This is a genomic window from Nannocystis pusilla (genome assembly GCF_026626665.1).
GTDB lineage: Bacteria > Myxococcota_A > Polyangia > Nannocystales > Nannocystaceae > Nannocystis > Nannocystis pusilla.
The window spans coordinates 4,954,676-4,973,283 of record NZ_JAPNKE010000002.1; the positions used below are offsets into that span (position 1 = coordinate 4,954,676).

Here is an 18,608-nt window from a genome sequence, read left to right on the forward strand (position 1 = left end):
GCGAGCCCCCACGAGCAGGACGGCTGCGGCACACCAGCCCACGCGGACGCACGATCGCGGTGGACAGCGAGCCGGACTCACCGCCATGCTGCCAGCATCGCCCGTATGCCGACGCGCCGCGCCCTCCGAACCTCGCCGCTCCCGCTCCTCGCGCTCGCCGTCGCCTGCGGCGGCGCCCCGGCCGACGACGCCGGCGCCACCGACAGTGACACCGACTCGACCACCGGCGACAGCTCGGATTCGTCGACCGCGCCGACCACCAGCGGCACGACCGCCTGGGAGGAAGAGACCGAAAGCGAGCCCGAGCAGCCCGTCACGGTCGAGTGGTCCGAGCTCGAGCTCCGCCTCGTGCGCGGCGGCGACGTCCTCCTGCGCTTCCCCGCCGACGGCTTCCAGCTCGGCGTGGTCGCGGCGCTCGACGACGGCTCCTCCTACGACCCGTTCTTCCTCGCGCCCGACCAGTGGCTCACGGTCACCGCCGCCGAGGACCTCGGGGGCAGCGCCGCGGTCGACGTGCGCCTGTCCTTCGGGACAGACGTGCGCGCGCGCCTCACGGTCACCGAGGCCGCGCCCGGCCGCTTCGCCGCCAGCCTCGTCCCCGAGCCCGGCGGACCGGTCCTCGCGTACATGCGCCTGCGCCCGGTCGTCGACGCGGGCGAGGGCTTCTACGGCCTCGGCGAGTACTTCGACGCCGCCGAGCACCGCGGCCGCGTGCGGGCGATGCAGCTCGAGTACGACCCGCAGATCGAGAGCCAGTACAACGAGGCCCACGTGCCGGTCCCGTTCATCACCGGCACGCGCGGCTGGGGCCTGTTCGTCGCGGACCCGCACGCCGCGGTGTTCGACGTCGCCGCGGCCGCGGACGACCGCGTCGAGGCGACCTTCGGCACCGGCCCCGACACCGCCGCCGGCCTCGCCTTCCACCTCTACGCCGCCAATCACCCGCTCGACGTCACGAAGCACTACTACGCCACCACCGGCGCGCCCAAGCTGCCGGCCCCGTGGGCGCTGGGCCCGTGGATCTGGCGCGACGAGAACGACGACCAGGCCCAGGTCGAGGACGACATCGCGACGATCCGCGCGCTCGACCTGGCGACCTCCGCGATCTGGATCGATCGCCCCTACCAGAGCGCCGTCGGGGTGTTCGACTGGAACCCGACCCAGTTCCCCGACGCGCAGGCCATGATCGCCAAGATCCACGACCTCGGCCTGCGCCTGGCCCTGTGGCACGTGCCCTACGTCGACGACGACCCGGCCGCCGCGGCCATGCGCGACGAGGCCGAGGCCAATGACTTCTTCCCGCCCGAGGTCGGCCTCGTCACCTCGAACTGGGGCGAGCCGCTCGACCTCACCAACCCCGCCGCGTTCGAATGGTGGCAGGACCACATCCGCGAATACACCGACCACGGCGTCGACGGCTTCAAGCTCGACTACGCCGAGGACATCACGGTCGGCCTCGGCGGCGCGCGCACCGTGTGGCAGTTCGCCGACGGCAGCAGCGAGCGGACGATGCACAAGCTCTATCAATTGCTGTACCACCGCGCCTACGCCGAGCTGCTGCCCGAGTCCGGCGGCTTCCTGCTGTGCCGCGCCGGCACCTACGGCGACCAGCAGAACGTCAGCGTGATCTGGCCCGGCGACCTCGACGCCAACATGGCCGCGCACCGCGAGAAGGTCGACGACGACGGCGAGTCGTACGTGGCCGTCGGCGGGCTCCCGGCCGCGCTCACCGCCTCGCTCAGCCTCGGCCCCAGCGGCTTCCCCTTCTTCGCCTCCGACACCGGCGGCTACCGCCACGCCCCGCCCGACCGCGAGACCTTCGTCCGCTGGTTCGAGTACACCGCGCTCACCCCGGTGATGCAGGTCGGCACCGGCTCGTCGGACGTCCCGTGGGAGTTCACCCCCGACAACGGCCTCGACGACGAGAGCCTGGCCTGGTACCGCCAATACGCGCGGCTGCACCTGCGCCTGTTCCCGTACGTGTGGACCTTCGCGCAGTCGCTCGCCACCGGCGGCCGCCCGCTCCAGCGCCCGCTCGGCCTCGCCTACCCCGAGCTCGGCGCGCACCCCTCGGACGCCTACTTGCTCGGCAACAACCTGCTGGTCGCGCCCGTGGTCGCCCGCGGGGCCACCACGCGCAAGCTGTCCCTACCGCCCGGTGCCTGGCTCGACTGGTGGACCGGCGAGGTCCTGCAGGGCGACACGGACGTCACCGTCGACGCGCCGCTGGGCACCCTGCCGCTGTTCCTGCGGGTCGGCGGCATCGTCCCCATGCTGCGCCCGAGCATCGACACCCTCGCCGAGACCACCGCGGCCGACGTCGACTCGTTCGTCGGCGACCCCGGCGTCCTGTTCGCCCGCGTCGCCCCCGGCCCGCTCGCCAGCAAGTTCGACCTGTACGATGGGACAGCCCTGAAGCAGCGCCTCGGCAAGGCGGCCTTGCACCTCGAGGTCGCCCCCGGCGCGGTGTTCACGAGCGGCGTCGACGTCGAGGTCCACGCCCTCGCCCCGATCGCCGGGGTCACGGTCGACGACGTCGCGCTGGGCAAGCGCGACAGCGCCACCGCCCTCGACGCCGCCGCCGACGGCTGGATCTACACCGACGACCTCGGCGGCACCCTGCGCGTCAAGCTCGGTCCCGGCGCGCACAGCGTGCTCGCCACGCTCGCCGAGTGATCTGCCACCGGCCTCCCGTCGAGCCCGCCGGCCCGAGACGGCCTCCCGAAGAACACCCGTCGTACCGGCCTCGGCCATGTGCCGTCGGCGGACTCGGCCGTGACGTCGCGGAAGGCGATCGCCCGCGCGCGACCGGGCCCGTCGCGTCCGCGAGGCCAGCGAGCCGAGCCTTCGCGCATCACCGCGCCAGCGTCCCTCGCAAGCGATCCCACAGCCTGCTGGTGACCCCGAGGTTCTCGCGCTGCATCCGTCGCGGGTCGTGGTGCAGCGCGTGATGCCGCGCCAGCCGCTCGACGCCCGGCAGCCGGCGCAGCGGGTGCGACGGTCGCAGGTGATAGGTGAGGTGCATCGCCTCGTACACCATCACGTAGAGCACGCCGGTGGCCATCAGCAGCCGCCCGACATCGCCGCCGCACACGAGCCCCAGGAGCAGCGCCGGCGGGCCCAGCGCCGCAGCCAGGGCAGGCAGCGCCCACCACGGAAACAGGATCGCTCGGAAGTCGCGCGCCGAGGCGATCTGCATCGCCCCGTCGACGTAGAGCGAGTGGTGTGAGACCGTGTGCTTGTCGTAGAGCAACTGCAGCGGCGGCACCCGCCGGTGGAGCAAGTCGCGGTGAAACCGCCACTCGACCGCGATCGAGGCGATCCACATGGCTGGCACGACGGCCATGTCCGATAGGGCAGGTCCTTCGAGACAGGCGATGCAGCCCGCGATCACCGCCGCCCCGCACGCGAAGGGAGCCGCCAGATGCAGCCAGGGCCGGTACGTGCGCGGCAATCCGGCGTGGTAGCGCGCCCGCGCGGCGGCCACGTGGGGCGGCACCTCGCTAGCCTCCGGCGCGTCCGCCTGGTCCATCGCACCGGACGCTAGCGGTGGACCGACCTGCTGCCAAGGGCCCCCGGGCCGCGTCCGGGTTTTGCGCAGCCCATCAATAAACCGTTAGGGCCCGCTACCCCGCCCCAGAGCCTCGCACACCCGCTTTCGCGCGCTCCAAACCTCGCGTGCCGGCGATCACCCGCGCAGAGAGACGCGCCGTCCCTGCGGAACGCCGGTGCTCCCCGTCCGCGACGATCGCAAGGCGACTCGCCGACGGTGACGCGCTCAAGTTGCACGGCCCCGGGACCAGGTCCATTACCGGGGCGTGCTACCGATCCTCCACATCCATGCAGGTGACTGCGCCGCCGGGTTCGCTCGCGAGATCGACCTGGAGGGCGAGGTGCTCGGTTGGCGCGACAGCGCCGCGGTCGGACCCTGCTCGCGCGAGCGCGGGCGGCACGTGTTCCTCCGCATGGCGTTCTGGCAGACCGACCTGGCGGAGATCCAGCGCGCCGAGGAGCTGCCGACCGACTGCGAGCGGGTGCTCTGGTTCGGCCCCGATCCGTGGGAGCAGCTGCAGCTCGTCGAGCTGCTCGCGTACATGTCCGATGGGCCATGCTCGATCGTGCCGCTGTCGCGGGCCGTGACCGACCTGACCCCGTGCGAGCTGCACGCCGCGTTCGCCGCCCGCCGCAACGCCGAGTCGCTGCGCTTCTTCGCGGCGGCGCTGTGGTTCGACTTCTGCGACAACGACCCGGCCGGCATCGCCCTGCGCCTGCGTCGCGCCGCCAACGACCAGCGCCTGCCGCACCTCGGCGCCGCGATCCGCCGCGTCCTGCAGGACCGCAACGAGCACCGCACCGAGCGCGAGATCGAGAACCTGGTCCGCTCGGGCGTCTACGAGCTGCCGGCCCTGCTCGAGGCCCTGCGCGCGCGCGAGCTCCCGGCCCACGGCGCGTGGTACGGCGACGTCGTGGTCGGCCGCCTGCGCGACGCCTGCACCATGCGCATGCAGGCGGCCAACGACATGCTCAGCGCAGCCTCATCCCCGCCTTGAACACCAGCCCGCGGTCCTCGGCGTACATCTCGTAGCCCGAGGGCCCGAACACCTTGTAGATGTCGAACACCGCGGCGACCTCGGGCTGGCCGGCCATGCCCCCGAGCACCGGCTGGAGCTGGTCCATGATCCTGGCCAGGTCGTAGGCGAACAGCCCGAGCGGCGGATCTTTGACCTCCGGCGCCGCCAGCAGCTTGCCGACCGTGCCCTCCGAGCCCGGCCCGATCGCCACCACCGCGCCCGTCCCGGCCTTCGCCCCGTAGGCGATGCCGTTGACGAACGGCACCGTGCCGTCGGGCAGCGTCTTGACCGAGCCGTCGTCGCTGAACTCGTACGCCGCGATCGCCGGCGTCTCGGCCTTGATCGCCTCGTAGATCGCCCGCGGATCGGCCGCCGACAGCACCGCGTAGGCCGTGATCGACGACGGCAAGAAGCCCGACATCTTGATGTCGGTGAGCACCAGGCTGCCGCCGCGCAGCCCCGGCACCCACTTGGGGATCGACGAGGTGTCCTGCCCGATCTTCGCCGCGAACTGGTTGAGCTCCGCCAGCTCCGGGCACTGATACGGCGACTTCGTCACCTCCGCGCCCTTGCGCAGCGCCCACTCGATCGCCTTGCCGAAGTCGAAGCCGCCGCCGAGGGCGAAGATCGCCTCGCCGCGCACTTCCTTCGACAGGCCCGGCACCGACGCGCGCAGCGACTTCAGGTCCTGCGCCACGTCGGAGCGCAGCGCGACGCCGAAGACCCCCTCGAAGCCGTTCTCGTCCATCGCCTCGGTGCCGAACACCAGCATCGGCGCGATCGCAGCGAGGCCGCGGGCCTCGTCCTTGCACACCTGCGTCAGCTTCGGCCACTGATCGGTCAACTTCGGGACCAGCGCCGCCAGCACTTCCTTGTTCAGCGGGTCGCCCTCGCCGAGGAACGCCTCGACGACCACCCGCGTGTCGACGTAGCCGACGTTGTGCTTGCCGAGGTTCCAGCTCGTCAGCAGGTCGCGCAGCTTCGGCGAGTCGGCCAGCGACCGCTCCGGCGCCGTCTTGCCGAACAGCAGCTCGAACACTTTGTCGGCCATCGACGCCGGCGCGGCGCCGAGGATCAGCTCCCCGCTGACGATCGCCGCCGCGACCTTGACCTCGCTGTTGCCGCCGCACCAGTACTCGGCCTCGCCGAGCTTGCACACCGGGATCGTGACGTTGCCGGCCGTCTGCACGCGGGCGAGCAGGTCGCGCAGCGCCTGCGGATCTTTCAACGACCAGCGCACCGCCGGCATCATGCCGATGCCGTAGAACGCGGCGCGACCGTCGATGTCGATGCCGGTGCGATCGAGGCCGCCGTCCTTCATGATCGCCCGGACCTCGGCGAGGATCGCCTTCGCCAGCGGGCCCCACTCGTTGTCCATCGGCATCTGCTCGATCGTCGGCCAGACGCGCTCCATCATCGGGCTCATGCTCTTGTAGATCTTCTCGATCATCGGCCGAGCGGAGCCGCCGAAGCTGATAAACGCGTAGGGCGTGTCCGCGGGGATCTTGCTCAGCAGCGCCTGCACGCCCGGATCTGCCAGCGCCGCGGCGGCCACCTGCTCGTTCGACTTGGAACAGCCCGCCACGCCCGCGACCGCCAATACCGTCGCCAACGCCGCCGCACGCCCGCACCCGATCGGCCAACGCAACCACTGCTTCGCTCGCTGCATTGAGCGGTCGTATCACCCTTCGCCCGGGCCGGCAAGCGCGAGCCCGCGCCGCAAACCGCGAGAACGGCCGCAGAAGCGGGTTTGGCTGCAGGTGTGGCGCACCCGGGCAGGGGCCGGGCGCGTGATCATGCAACTTCGATGGACGGTTGGTTCGCTGCGCGATCGCGGGTTGTGCCCTGGCGCTCCGGAGCCATGGAGCCTCGCGCTCGCGGGCCGCATCCTCGTCGAGGATGGCCTCGCAGCCACCCTCGACGTCGCGGACTCGCTGCGGTCACCGCGTCACGCCACGTTGAGCCCGAGCCCGCGCCGCGCCTCGAAGTACTCCTCGCTGACGCTGTAGACCACCAGCTCGCGCAGCGCCTCCTTCGGCGCCAGGATCGCGCCGAACACCCGCTGCTCCTGGCCGATCGCGTGCGCCGCGGTGGCGAGGTCGTTGCAGAACAGGAACCCCGCGCGGTAGCTCGCCAGCTCGGCCGCCCGGGCCCAGCGCTTGACGTCGACCTCGCCGCCCTTGACCAGCCGCTGCAGCGCCGACGCGAGCCGCTCGAGCGCCGCCGGCGGCAGGTGCTTCGTCACCTCGCGCGCCAGCGCCTGCGCCCCCGAGGACAGCTCCGGCGCGCCGACCTTGCACACGTGCATGCTCGCCATCAGCACGTCCTTCAGGTTCTCGGGCGAGCGGTCGATGATCATGAACGCGTAGTGCGGCGGGTACAGGTCGAGCGCGTGGCGGCCGAGCGTGAACGCCAGGTTGTTCTCCGCCTTCTCGGCCAGCGCCCCGCCGAGCGCGATGATCGTCGGGCGCACGCTGCCGCCGCGCTCGACGTTCAGCACCGCCACGTCGCCCGGCTCGTCTGGCCGGAAGTACAGGTCGGGCTGCGGGTGGCCGTACACCTGCGTCACGTAGACGAACATCTTGCTGACCAGCGAGCCGTCGTCCTCGGGGTCGACGCGGTCGGACGGGCGCAGCGGGTACGGCAGCATCTTCGGCCGCCAGCCGGCCAGCACCGGCGCGAGCAGGCCGAGCACCGCCCCGACGCCCGCGTCCTCGTCGGCGTGGAACACACAGCGGCACAGCAGATCCTCGCCCAGCCGCTGCTTGATCCGGCGGAACTCCGGCTGCGGATAGCGGTTGTAGAACGTGGTCTCCTGCGCGTTCGCCTGCTTCACGAACACCAGCGTGCGGGCGACGCAGAACGCCTTGTCGAGCTCGCGGCGGGCCACGTAGATCTCGAACAGCCGGTGGTAGCTGGCGTAGCGGTGCGGCTCGATGCGCAGCAGCGTGAAGTGGGCGCGGATCAGCGGCTCGGAGAACTCGCGCGCGTTGTTGTTGCGGACCAGCGCCTCGTACAGCTCGACCAGAATCTGCCAGCGGTCGGCGTTGCCCGGGTCGAGCGCCGCCGCGACCTCGAACGCCTTGGCCGCGGCCCGGAAGTCGCCCAGGCGGGTGCGGTAGATCTCGGCCAGGTTCGACCACAGCATCGTCCGCAGCGGCGTCTCGCCGTCGGGCGGCAGGCGATTGATCATCTTGCGGTACGCGCGGTCGAGGCCCTTCCACTCCTTGCGCTGCGTCAGCAGCTTGTCGATCGCCTGGAACGCCTTGAGCTGGCTCGGGTCCTCGTCGAGCACGCGGTCGAACCGCGCCAGCGCGCCGTCGACCTGGGCCAGGTTGTCGCGCAGCAGCACCGCCGCCGTGTAGTGGAAGCGGGCCCGACGGACCGGGTCGGGCTCGACGTCGACGATCCGGTCGAGCACGCCGACGGCCTCCTGCCACATCTTGCGCTCGGTGAAGGTGTCGAGCAAAAGGTGCAGCACCACCAGGTCGCGCGGCCGCAGCTCGACCGCCCGCTGGAACGCGATCACGGCCTTCTGCGGGTCGCGCAGGCGATCGCGGAACAGCTTGCCGCTGGCGACGAACAGCTCGAACTTGACGTTGTCGTCGCCGGACGCGTTGATCATCGCCCGGCGGGTGTTGAGCGCGCCCTGCCAGTCCTCGGCGGCCAGCTGGTGCTCGAGCGTCGCCTCGAGCGCCTGCCAGTTGTTGGCGTCGAGCTCGAGCGCCTTGCGCAGGTAGCCCGGCGCCTTCTGGGTCTGGCCCCGCCGCTTGCACACCTCCGCCAGGCGCACGTGGATCGCCGCCGACACCTTCTCGGTCTTCTCCTTGGCGGACGCGGCCAGCAATTGCTCGTAGTAGGTGAACGCGGCCTCCCACTCGCCTGCCTCGAAGGTCAGGTCGGCGCGGCCGAGCATCGCCGTCCAGTTGTTCGGCTCGAGGTCGAGCGCCTTCTTGAACAGCTTGAGCGCCCGCTGCGAGCGGCCGAGCAGGCGCTCGACCCGGGCGGCGCGCAGGCACAGCTCGACGTGGGCCTTGACGCTGATCGGCGCGCCCGGGGCCTTGCGCACCAGCATCTCGTAGATCGGCGCGGCGCCGACGTAGTTGCCGGCCTCGTAGTAGATCTTCGACAGCACCGTGCCGACGCGCACGTTCTCCGGGTCGAGCTCGATCACGCGGGCGAAGATCTCGGTCGCCTTGGCGATGTCGCCGAGCTGGCGGTAGTGGATGAAGCCGGCCTCGATGCCGAACTCGACCCGCTCGTAGTAGCTCGTCGCGTGGGTCAGGAGCGCCTCGCACACCGCCGCCAGCTCGCGCCAGTCCTTGCGCCCGCGGTACATGTCGGCCAGCAGCGTCAGCGCCGGCACGTGCCCGGGCGTGTGCTCGAGCGCGCCGCGCAGGTAGGCCTCGGCGCGCTCCGAGGCCACCAGCTTCTCGTGCAGCAGCTTGCCGACGTGCGTCAATTCCTCGGTGCGCAGGGCCGGGTCGGCGCACAGCGACAGGAAGTGGTCGAGCGTCTGCACCGCCGCGTCCCACTGCTGCCCGCGCTCGTACAGCCGCGCCAGCGCCAGCACCGCGTCCTGCGACGTCGGGTCGAGCTGGATCATCTTGCGGTAGGCCGCGATCGCCCCGGGGATGTCGCCGAGCGACTTGTCGAGCACGTAGCCCATCGCCCCGTACAGCCCGGTCTTCATCGTCCGGTCGCCCGTGAGCTCGGCGTGCTCGCGGTACGTCTGCACCAGCTCCTGCCACTGCTCGGCGCCGAGGTGCTGCGCCGCCAGGTTGTAGTAGGCGTAGTCGAGGCCCTGCGCGATCCACTGCTGCCAGGCCTGCCCCTCCTTGCCGCCCGCGCCGCCGGCCAGCTGCGTCAGCGCCTTCTCCATCTTGCGCAGGATGTCGATCTGCGCCTGCGGGTCCTGCGTCTGGCCCAGCGCGGTCTGCAGCGCCTCGAGCGAGTAGAACATCGCGCTGTCGGTGGTCGGCTGCTGCTTGCGCGCGGCCGCCTTGGCCTTGCCCCCGCCCGCCTGCGCGCCCTCCTCGTCGATCTGCTGCAGCGCGGCCACCAGCGCGCCCATGTCCTGGTAGCGATCCTCGCGGCGCTTCGACATCGCCTTGAGCACCAGCGCTTCCACCAAAGGCGGGATCTCGGCCTCCGGCGCCACGCTGCCGAGCGCCGCCGCGGCCGCGAACTTGTGCTGCATCGTCACCTGCGTCGGCCGGCCGAAGAACGGCACGCGGCCCGAGAGCAGCGTGTACATCAGCACCCCGAGCGAATAGATGTCGCTGCGCTGGTCGACCGCCTCGCCGAGCGCCTGCTCGGGGGCGATGAAGTGGACCGCGTCGCCGAGCACCACGGTGCCGGCCTCGCGGTCCTGCGTCACCGCCTCGACCGCGACCATGCCGAAGTCGGCGACCTTGACCAGGTCGTCCGCGCCGAGCAGCACGTTGCCCGGCTTGATCGCGCGGTGGATCACCCCGGCCTCGTGCGCCGCCTGCAGCCCCTCCGCCACCTGCAGGGCGATCGCTCGCACGCGCGGCCACGGCAGGCGGCCGGTGCGGCGCAGCAGCAGGCCGAGGTCCTCGCCCTCGAACGCCTCGGTCACCACGTACACGTCGCCCTCGGGCGCGATGTCGGCGTCGAGCACCTCGAGCACGCTCGCGTGCAGCACCGCCGCGGCGGCCCGCGCCTCGCGCAGCAGGCGCTCGGCCTGCGCGCGGTCCTGCGAGAACTCCGCGCGGCAGATCTTGATCCACACCTGCGTCGGTGGGTCGATGAACTCGGCGAGGAACGTGTCGGCCACGTCGCCGCGCGAGAGGTGCTGGAGGATCTTGAACTCGTCGGCGAAGACGTTCCCGATCCTCGCCTTCGGGCTGCGGTCGACGACAGACTGCGCTTCACTCATGGCGGGCTACCGAGGCCCACTCTACTCGATCTCCTGGACCTCCCCACAGCCGCACGAAACCGCCTTTTCGCCCCAAATCGCCAGCGGATCGGCTTTTAGCGCGAGTTCGAGCGCCGCGCTTGTACATGCAGGCCCCGGGCTCGCGGCGCGATCGCAGGTGCGGCGTCGGCGTCACGACCGCAGGTCCTCGCACGAGGCGGGCGCGGGGGCGCCGGCGATCACGACGGCGGGTCATCGCCGCGCCACGGAACCGGCGCCGCAGAGCGCGACGGCAGGTCATCGCCACGCGGCTGAGCCGGCGCCGCAGAGCGCGACGGCAGGTCGTCGCCACGCGACTGCCTCGGCGCCGCAGATCACGACGGCAGGTCGTCGCCGCGCGACGCAGGTCGCGGGACGCCGCGCGACGGATCGTCGGCCTCGATCTTCTGCAGCGCCGCCGCCACCGCGTCGCGCAGGCCCGCCGCCGCCGCAGGCCGCATGCGCACCGTCACCGAACCGACGCTCACGTGCAGCATCCCACAACTGCACTGCAGCACGGTGCATTGTTCGTTTTGCGCGACTGTTCGGGTGCGGTGCTCCATAGCTACGTATCCTGCCACAGGCGGCCGCTCCCTGCACGCGCTTCCAGTTCGCTGCACCGCGAAAACTCTCCCGCCGACGCCCCGGTCTCACTTGACGTCGATGTTGACCGGTCCTTTGGGACCTGTCCTTCGCGCCAGATTAATACCGCCACCGACCGCCGCACGACCCTGAGCTCGCGGCGCGCCACCGACCCCCGGCGCGCCCGCGGCCACGACCTCCCAGCCCCGTAACTTCGCCCTTCGGGCCCCATCCACCGCTATCCGAGTCACGGCGCTGCGGGCCGTGCCTCGCCCGGGCGGCCGCGCAAGACGGGCGGCCGCGCGGCCCCCGTCCGTCCGCCTCTGCCGGGCCGTCGTCGGCCCGCCTTCACCCCCCGACTACCCGATCGATCGCGCCGCGCGAGCCTCCGCCGCCGGAGCCCGCGCGTCGCCACGGAGACCGCGTCATGTCCAAGATCTTCACAGCCCTCCTCATCGCCCTCTCCCTCACCGCCGCCGTCGCCTGCGACGAGCCCGACGACAAGAACATCGAGCGCACCGACACCGGCGACGAGTCGACCGGCGGCGAGGACGACAGCACCTCGACCGGCGACGACACCGCGGAGGTCCAGACCACCACCGCCGCGACCACCGAGGACGACGGCGAGAAGCCCGGCTGTTTCAACGGCAACGGCAGCGTGCTCGAGCTCCCGCCCACCGGCGGCCCGAACGGCACCCTCGGCGACGACTGCTGATCGTCACATGACCGCAGAGACATGACCAAACAGACATGTCTCTTCAAACCCACGATCCGTCCGTGGCCCTTCCCGCGGGCGCTGCCCTTTGCCGGCGAGCTCGGCTAGAGTCGTACGCATGACCGAGCTCGCGACGCGACTGGATGATCTCGCTGGCGGCAGGCATGGGCGGCGCGCTCGCTGGCTGCGCTCCGCGATCCGCGACGGCGGCCCCGCCCGTGCGTCCCGCGCCACCGCCGGGTGGGCCGCCCGGCGGCCTCGACCAGCTCCTGGCGGCCTGCCGCGGCGCGCTGGTCACCGGCGCCCGCATCTCCGACGGCGCGGAGCTCGTGCGCATCGGTCAATGGTGCCAGCAGCACCACGCGGTCGCCGATCGCTACGGCGCGGGCGACCTCGTCGAGGCGCTCGAGCAGAAGATCGCCGCGCTGCTCGGCTTCGAGGCGGCGTGCTTCATGCCGACCGGCACGATGGGTCAGCTCTGTCTCCTGCGGCTGTACGCGGATCGCAGCCGCGGTCGCGCGCTCGGCGTGCACCCGTCGTCGCACCACCTGCTCCACGAGAACGCCGCGGTCGAGGTGCTGCACGGGATGCACGAGGTGGTCCTGTCGCCGTGGGGTCGACCGCTGCTCGGCGACGACGTCCGCCGCGCGCAGGAGTCGCTGGCCGTGGTGTCGGTCGAACTGCCGATCCGCTGGACGGGGCAGATGCAGACGTGGGCCGAGCTCGAGGACCTGAAGGCAGCGTGCCGCGAGCGAGGCGTGCCGCTGCACGTCGACGGCGCGCGCCTGTGGGAGGCGGCGCCGGCGTTCGGACGTCCTCTCGCCGAGGTCTGCCGGGGCTGCTCGTCGGTGTACGTCTCGCTGTACAAGACGATCGGCGCGCTGGGAGGCGCGGTCGTGGCCGGCTCGAAGGAGTTGATCGACGGGGCGCGGCTGTGGCGGCACCGGCATGGCGGCAACGTCGCGGCGTATTTTCCCTACGCGGCTTCGGCCGCGATGCGCATCGACGACGTGCTGGCGCGGATCCCCAGGTGGGTGACGCGCGCGCAGCAGCTGGCGGCCCGGCTCGCCAAGGACGCGCGGGTCATCGTGGCGCCGGAGGTCCCGCCCACGAACCTGTTCCACGTCTACGCGCGCATCGACGCGGCGGAGTTCCCGAAGCGGCTGGAGCAGGTCGCCCGCGACCACAAGATCTGGGTGGCGCACGGAGCGGGGCGAGCTCGCGTCCCGGGCTTCCTCGACATCGAACTACAGCCCGGCGCGGACGCCGAGACGATCACCGACGACGAGGCGGTCGCGGCGATCCAGGCGTTGCTCTGAGCCGGCGAGGAGCTCACCGAGCGGAGCGCCCCCTTGACGGGAGCGCTCCTCGACGAGCTCCGCGCGCGCGCTGGACCGGCAAACCGCCCGTTCATGGCCTTGCCTCGCACGAGGCATATGCCCGTGAAACATGTCCGAATCACCATGCCCCATCGGACATGTCATTCGAGACATGATCACCCCACGGTCGGCACCACCTCGACCGCCTGCCCGCTCTCGAGCGTGTCGGGCGGCTGCAGCACCACCTCGTCGCCCGCGGCCACCCCTTCGAGCACCTCGATCTCCTTGCCGAGGTCGCGGCCGAGCTTCACCGGCACCAGCGTCACGGCCCCCTCGCTCACCTTCGCCACCAGCGTCCCCTCCTTGCGCACCACCAGCGCGCTCGCCGGGATCATCGGCACCGGGCGGGCGCGGGGCACCTGCAGGCGCGCGTACACGAACGAGCCCGGCAGCACCGACTCGTCGCCCGGGACCTCGATCTCCACGCGGAGCGTGCGGGTCCGCGTCTCGAGCACCCCGCTCGTGCGCGTCACCACTCCTTCACCGTGCGCGACGGGTCGCGCGGCGAGTACAGCTCGGCCGCGTTGCCGACCCTCACGTCGGCCGCGTGGCTGTCGGGCACGTCGACCAGCACGCGCAGCTTCGACACGTCGGCCAGCTCGTACAGCGGCGCCCCGCCGGCCGCGGCCGGGCCGACCAGCGCGCCCGAGTCGACCAGGCGGCGCGTCACCACCCCGTCGAACGGCGCCACGATCTGCTGGTAGCCGCGCAGCGCCTGCAGCCGCTTGAGGTCGGCCTTGCGCGTCGCCACCAGCGCGTCGGCCGAGTTGGCCAGCGCCAGCGCGTCGTCGGCCTCCTGCCGCGACACCGCGCCGCTGCCCGCCAGAGTGCGCGTGCGATCCGACGTCGTCTGGTGGATCCCCACGTTCGCGCGCGCCTCGGCCAGGCGCGCGCGCCAGCCGGATCTCCTCGTCCGTCTCCGGCGCCTCGATCTCCGCCAGCACCTGGCCCGCCTTCACCGGGTCGCCGAGCTCCACCAGGTAGCGGCGCACGAACCCGGTCGACTTGCTGTACAGCGTCGACTGCCGGATCGGCGTCGAGCTGGCCGGCAGCGTCAGCTCGTGCGCCTCTTCGCCGGCGCGGACCGCCGCCGTGCGCACGCGCTTCGGCCCGGTCGCCTGCGCCAGCGTCCGCGCCCGCGCGTCGCGCTGCTCGAGCCGCGGGCCGACGCCGAGCACCACCGCCCCGGCGAGCACCGCCGCGATCATCGCCATCACCGGCCAACCTGCCCTCTTGGACTGCATCGTCGTCATGTGCTCTCCCTCGCGTCAAAGTCACCGGGATCGGCGAGATCGGGGTCGATCGCGGGCGCGCGCCAGCGCTGCGCCAGCACGCTGTAGACCACCGGCACGAAGCCCAGCGTCGCCAGCGTCGCCCCGGCCAGGCCGCCCATCACTGCGCGGCCGAGCGCCGCGTTCTGTTCGCCGCCTTCGCCGAGGCCGAGCGACATCGGCAGCATGCCGATGAACATCGCCGTCGCCGTCATCAACACCGGGCGCAGGCGCACGCTGCCGGCCGTCAGCGCCGCCTCGGCGGCGGACATGCCCTGCGGTCGCAGCTCGTTGGCGAACGACACCACCAGGATCGAGTTGGCCGTCGCCACGCCGATGCTCATCACCGCGCCCATCAGCGACGGGATGCTGAAGGTCGTCCCGGTCGCGAACAGCGTGAACACGATGCCCACCGCTGCGCCGGGCAGCGCCATCAGGATGATGAACGGCAGCTTCCACGACTGGAAGTTGATCACCATCAACGCGTAGACGAGCAGCGCCGCGAACCCGAGCCCCACCCCGAGCCTGGCGAAGCCGACCTGCATGCTCTCCGCCTGCCCGCGCACCGCGATCGTCGCCCCCGGCGGCAGCGCCTCGCGGTGCTTTTGCACGATCGCCTCGATCTGCGCCACCGCCGACCCGAGGTCCGAGTCCTGCACGTCCGCGCGCACGTTGTAGGTCGGCTGCACGTTCATGTGGCTGACGAACACCGGCGTCGTCGCGCGGCGGAAGTCGGCCACGTCGACCAGCAGCTTCTGCTCGTCCGTCGCCGTCGGCAGCGACAGCCCCTGCAGCGCCGCCAGCGAGTCGACGCGGTGCTCGGGCACCTGGATCGCCACCGGGTAGGCGAAGTTCGACTTCGGGTCGGTCCAGAACGTCGGGCTCACCTGCGTCGACGACGAAACCATCAGCAGCAGGTTCGCCGCCACGTCGCGCTCGCTCAGGCCGGCCTCGTGCGCGCGCTGGCGGTCGACCTCCACGTGCAGCCGCGGCGCCGCCACGATCTGATGCAGGTGCACGTCGACCACCCCGGGCACCGCGCGCAGCTCGGCCTCGAGCGAGCGGGCCGCCTTGAGCGTCGCGTCGCGCTGCGCCCCCGACACCTGCACGTCGATCGGCGACGGCAGGCCGAAGTTCAGGATCTGCGTCACGATGTCGGCCGGCTGGAAGTAGAACGACAGCTCGGGGAACTCGCGCGGCAGCACCTCGCGCAGCTCGCGGACGATGTCGGCGGTGGCGAGCGTGCGCGCGTGGGCCAGCGTCAGCAGGATCTCCCCGTCGGACGAGCCGACGTTGCTGCTGTCGGTGATCGCCAGCGTGTAGCCGCTCGGCATGCCGATGAAGTCGAGGATGCTCTCGCGCTGGTCGGCCGGCACGATCTCGCGGATCCGGTCCTCCACCCGCGAGAACCACCGCTCGGTCTCCTCGATGCGCGTGCCGGGCGGCGCGGTCACGTGCAGGCGCACCTGCCCGGCGTCGACCTGCGGGAAGAAGTCGCGGCCGACGAACGGCGCCAGGGCCACCGTCGCCGCCACCACCGCCGCGAACAGCGTCGCCACCGTGCGCGGGCGGCCGAGCGCCCACGCCAGCAGGCCCACGTAGCGCGCGCGCAGGCGCTCGAAGCTCGCCTCGAAGCCGTGGTGGATCCGCGCGAACACCCCGCGCTTCGGCGCGTGGTCCTCGTGCTCTGCCAGCAGGTACTGCGCCAGCGTCGGCACCAGGGTGCGCGACAGCAGGTACGACGCCATCACCGCGAACGCCACCGCCATGCCCATCGGCAGGAAGATGAAGCGAGCCGGGCCCTCGAGGAACACCACCGACACGAACACGATGCTGATGCACAGCGACGCCACGAACGCCGGCACCGCGATCTGCTGCGCCCCGTCGAGGATCGCCCGCGTCAAGCGCTTGCCCATCGCCAGGTTGCGGTGGATGTTCTCGATCTCCACCGTCGCGTCGTCGACCAGGATGCCGACCGCCAGCGCCAGGCCGCCGAGCGTCATCACGTTGATCGTCGCCCCCAGGGCGCGCAGGCACAAGAGCGCGATGATCACCGCCAGCGGGATGTTGATCGCCACCAGCACCGTCGCGCGCACGCTGCCGAGGAACAGCAGGATCATCGCCGCCGTGAGCACCATCGCGATCACGCCCTCCACCAGGAGGCCGTCGATCGCCCGGGTCACGAACGTCGACTGGTCGGACAGCAGCTCGACCTCGAGGCCCTCGGGCGCCGCCGCGCGGATCACCGGCACCAGCGCCTTGACCCGCTCGGCCACCTCCGTCGTCGACGCGTCGCCGGTCTTCATCACGCTGAGGACCACCGAGCGGCGGCCGTCGCGACGGGCGATGTTGGTCTGGATCGCGTAGCCGTCATGGACATGGGCAACGTCGCGGACGAACAGCTGGCGCCCGGCCGCGCCGGTGATCGGGATCTCGTTGAGCGCCGCGATCGCCTCCGGGCTGCTGTTGAGGCTGATGCGGTACTCGCGTTCGGCGATCTTCGCCGCGCCTGTCGGAAGGGTCAGGTTCTGCGCCGCGATCGTCTGGCTGACCTCCGCCGGCGAGACCCCGTGCGCGCGCAGGGCCGCCGGGTCGAGGTCGACGGTGATCTGGCGCTGCTTGCCGCCTGCGGGCAGCGGGAAGCGGGTCCCGCGGACCACGCTCAGCATCGTCCTCACGCGCTGATTGACGTGATCGTAGACCTCGGCCTCCGACAGCGTGTCGCTCGAGAACGCCAGCTGTGGATCGGCACGCTCGACGCCGTGTAGCGGAGGATGATCGGTGGCACGATGCCGGGCGGCATGCGGCGCACGATCGTCTGTGACACCGCGGTCGCCTGCGCCATCGCCGAGGCCACGTCGGCGTCGGGCTGCAGGAACAGCCGGATCACCGACACCCCGTCGAAGCTGTCGCTCTGGATGCTCTGGATGTCGGCCACGTTGCCCGCCAGCGACTGCTCGCTGAACAGCGTGACCTGTTGCTCGATCTGCTGCGCCGGCAGGCCGTGTATGTCCACACCACGCTGATCACCGGGATGTCGACATCCGGCAGCACGTCGGTGGGCGTCTGCCGGACCACCCAGATGCCCGACAGCAGCAGCATCAGGGCCATCACCACGAACGTGTACGGGCGGCGCAGCGCGAGTCGGACGATCCACATGGGCGGTTACCGGGGCGGAGCGAGGTCGAAGGAGAGCGTGGTAGATGACTGTTTAGTCAAGTTCGAGGGCGCAAAAACGCGCAGCAGGGCCGGCTCCGAGCGGCTCACGTGCTGCGCTGCGGCGGCCCGGCCATGCCCAGCGCCAGCCAGGCGGTCTGGGGCAGCTGGCGCAGCAATTCGAGGTCGTCGTGGACGCGGGCCTGGGTCAGCGCCCCGGTCACGAACGCGAACAGGCTCTTGGCGGCCGCCACCGGGTCGCCCGGGGGCAGCGCGCCCTCGGCCTGGGCGTCGCGCAGCGCCGTCTCGAGGTAGCGGCGCAGCGCCAGGCTCAGCTCCTGCGCCTTGGCGGCCACCGCGGTCGGCTTCTGCACGCACTCGCTGCCGACGGCGTGGTGGAAGCAGCCCAGCACCCGCCCGTACTGCTCGCGGACCTCGCCCTGGCGCTCGCTGATGTGGGCGAAGTACCGCTGCAGCCGCTGCAAGGGCGGGCGCGAGGCCGAGAAGATCTCGTCGAGCACGGGCCGGCGGGTGCCCCAGTGCGTGTCGAGGGCCGTCACCACCAGATCGTCCTTGCTGGCGAAGAAGTGGTAGAAGCTGCCCTTGCGCACCTGGGCGCGCTCGCAGATGGCGTCGACGCTGACCGCCCCGTAGCTGGAGGTCCAGATCAGGTCGATGGCCGCCTGGACCAGACGGTCGCGTGCGTCGCCTCGGCTCACGGGCTCGTTTCTACTTGACCGATCGTCTCGGCGCAACAGCGCGCTTCACGCAACAAGACCCGCCCGCTGCATGCTGGGAGGTCTGCTCGCGAACCCGCACCGCTCCGCCGCGCATCCACACAGCGACCCGGACGGCGTCCGCTCGCGACGGGTCTGCTGCAGCGACGAATCGCTGGCGCGCACCGACGCGTCCCGCCCGGCATCCCCGTCGCGGCGGCTCTACTTCATCGACGAAACATCGCCGCCGCGCACCGACGTCCCCCTCGCCGCCTCGCTTCGTCATCAGCGAGCTCGA

Annotated in this window: 11 protein-coding genes and 1 pseudogene; 4 read left to right on the top strand and 8 right to left on the bottom strand. The window is 71.7% G+C overall.

Translation table 11 applies throughout. From position 1 onward, the window contains the following. Positions 1-105 precede the first annotated feature (105 nt). Positions 106-2,676 carry a TIM-barrel domain-containing protein gene (locus OV079_RS21905; RefSeq protein ID WP_267770807.1) on the top strand — a complete coding sequence of 857 codons (2,571 nt, stop codon included), beginning with the start codon at positions 106-108 and terminating at the stop codon, positions 2,674-2,676. A 178-nt stretch (positions 2,677-2,854) separates the two neighbouring features. Here the strand turns inward: OV079_RS21905 and OV079_RS21910 are convergent, their stop codons facing one another. Next, complete coding sequence (locus OV079_RS21910; protein WP_267770808.1) at positions 2,855-3,532, bottom strand: sterol desaturase family protein; 678 nt, start codon at positions 3,530-3,532, stop codon at positions 2,855-2,857. A gap of 286 nt (positions 3,533-3,818) precedes the next feature. Here OV079_RS21910 and OV079_RS21915 point away from each other — a divergent pair, with 286 nt between their 5' ends. Further along, positions 3,819-4,550 (top strand): hypothetical protein, encoded by a 732-nt coding sequence (locus tag OV079_RS21915; RefSeq protein ID WP_267770809.1) that lies wholly within the window; start codon positions 3,819-3,821, stop codon positions 4,548-4,550. On the opposite strand, the gene OV079_RS21920 is transcribed toward OV079_RS21915, so the two are convergent. The 3 genes from OV079_RS21920 to OV079_RS21930 form a co-directional block, all read right to left on the bottom strand. Next, positions 4,525-6,156: a hypothetical protein gene (locus OV079_RS21920; RefSeq protein ID WP_267770810.1), complete on the bottom strand. Its 1,632-nt coding sequence runs from the start codon at positions 6,154-6,156 to the stop codon at positions 4,525-4,527. The two genes, OV079_RS21915 and OV079_RS21920, sit on opposite strands and share 26 nt — an antisense overlap. Before the next feature lie 363 nt (positions 6,157-6,519). Next, positions 6,520-10,473 carry a serine/threonine-protein kinase gene (locus OV079_RS21925; protein ID WP_267770811.1) on the bottom strand — a complete coding sequence of 1,318 codons (3,954 nt, stop codon included), beginning with the start codon at positions 10,471-10,473 and terminating at the stop codon, positions 6,520-6,522. A gap of 353 nt (positions 10,474-10,826) precedes the next feature. Then, entirely contained in the window at positions 10,827-11,054 is a 228-nt protein-coding gene (locus tag OV079_RS21930; protein ID WP_267770812.1) for a hypothetical protein, read from the bottom strand. 446 nt (positions 11,055-11,500) lie between these two features. Here OV079_RS21930 and OV079_RS21935 point away from each other — a divergent pair, with 446 nt between their 5' ends. Continuing rightward, complete coding sequence (locus OV079_RS21935; RefSeq protein ID WP_267770813.1) at positions 11,501-11,788, top strand: hypothetical protein; 288 nt, start codon at positions 11,501-11,503, stop codon at positions 11,786-11,788. A 218-nt stretch (positions 11,789-12,006) separates the two neighbouring features. Then, on the top strand, positions 12,007-13,107 hold the full coding sequence (locus OV079_RS21940; protein WP_267770814.1) for a threonine aldolase family protein: 1,101 nt from the start codon (positions 12,007-12,009) through the stop codon (positions 13,105-13,107). 176 nt (positions 13,108-13,283) lie between these two features. On the opposite strand, the gene OV079_RS21945 is transcribed toward OV079_RS21940, so the two are convergent. The 4 genes and pseudogenes from OV079_RS21945 to OV079_RS21965 form a co-directional block, all read right to left on the bottom strand. Further along, positions 13,284-13,640: an efflux RND transporter periplasmic adaptor subunit gene (locus OV079_RS21945; protein ID WP_267770815.1), complete on the bottom strand. Its 357-nt coding sequence runs from the start codon at positions 13,638-13,640 to the stop codon at positions 13,284-13,286. Next, a complete protein-coding gene (locus tag OV079_RS21950; RefSeq protein ID WP_476703790.1) occupies positions 13,637-14,053 on the bottom strand; it encodes an efflux RND transporter periplasmic adaptor subunit in 417 nt (138 codons plus the stop codon). The genes OV079_RS21945 and OV079_RS21950 overlap by 4 nt, the downstream gene beginning before the upstream one ends. A 363-nt stretch (positions 14,054-14,416) precedes the next feature. Beyond that, a pseudogene (locus OV079_RS21955) lies at positions 14,417-17,597 on the bottom strand (efflux RND transporter permease subunit). 104 nt (positions 17,598-17,701) lie between these two features. After that, the gene (locus OV079_RS21965) at positions 17,702-18,313 is read right to left on the bottom strand and encodes a TetR/AcrR family transcriptional regulator (protein ID WP_267742289.1); all 612 of its coding nucleotides are present in this window, start codon (positions 18,311-18,313) and stop codon (positions 17,702-17,704) included. Positions 18,314-18,608 lie beyond the last annotated feature (295 nt).

Bases quoted from the DNA above. Each gene is read 5' to 3' on its own strand.
- OV079_RS21935 (WP_267770813.1), top strand. From the start codon at position 11,501: ATGTCCAAGATCTTCACAGCCCTCCTCATCGCCCTCTCCCTCACCGCC.
- OV079_RS21910 (WP_267770808.1), bottom strand. From the start codon at position 3,532: ATGGACCAGGCGGACGCGCCGGAGGCTAGCGAGGTGCCGCCCCACGTG.
- OV079_RS21925 (WP_267770811.1), bottom strand. From the start codon at position 10,473: ATGAGTGAAGCGCAGTCTGTCGTCGACCGCAGCCCGAAGGCGAGGATC.
- OV079_RS21930 (WP_267770812.1), bottom strand. From the start codon at position 11,054: ATGGAGCACCGCACCCGAACAGTCGCGCAAAACGAACAATGCACCGTG.
- OV079_RS21905 (WP_267770807.1), top strand. From the start codon at position 106: ATGCCGACGCGCCGCGCCCTCCGAACCTCGCCGCTCCCGCTCCTCGCG.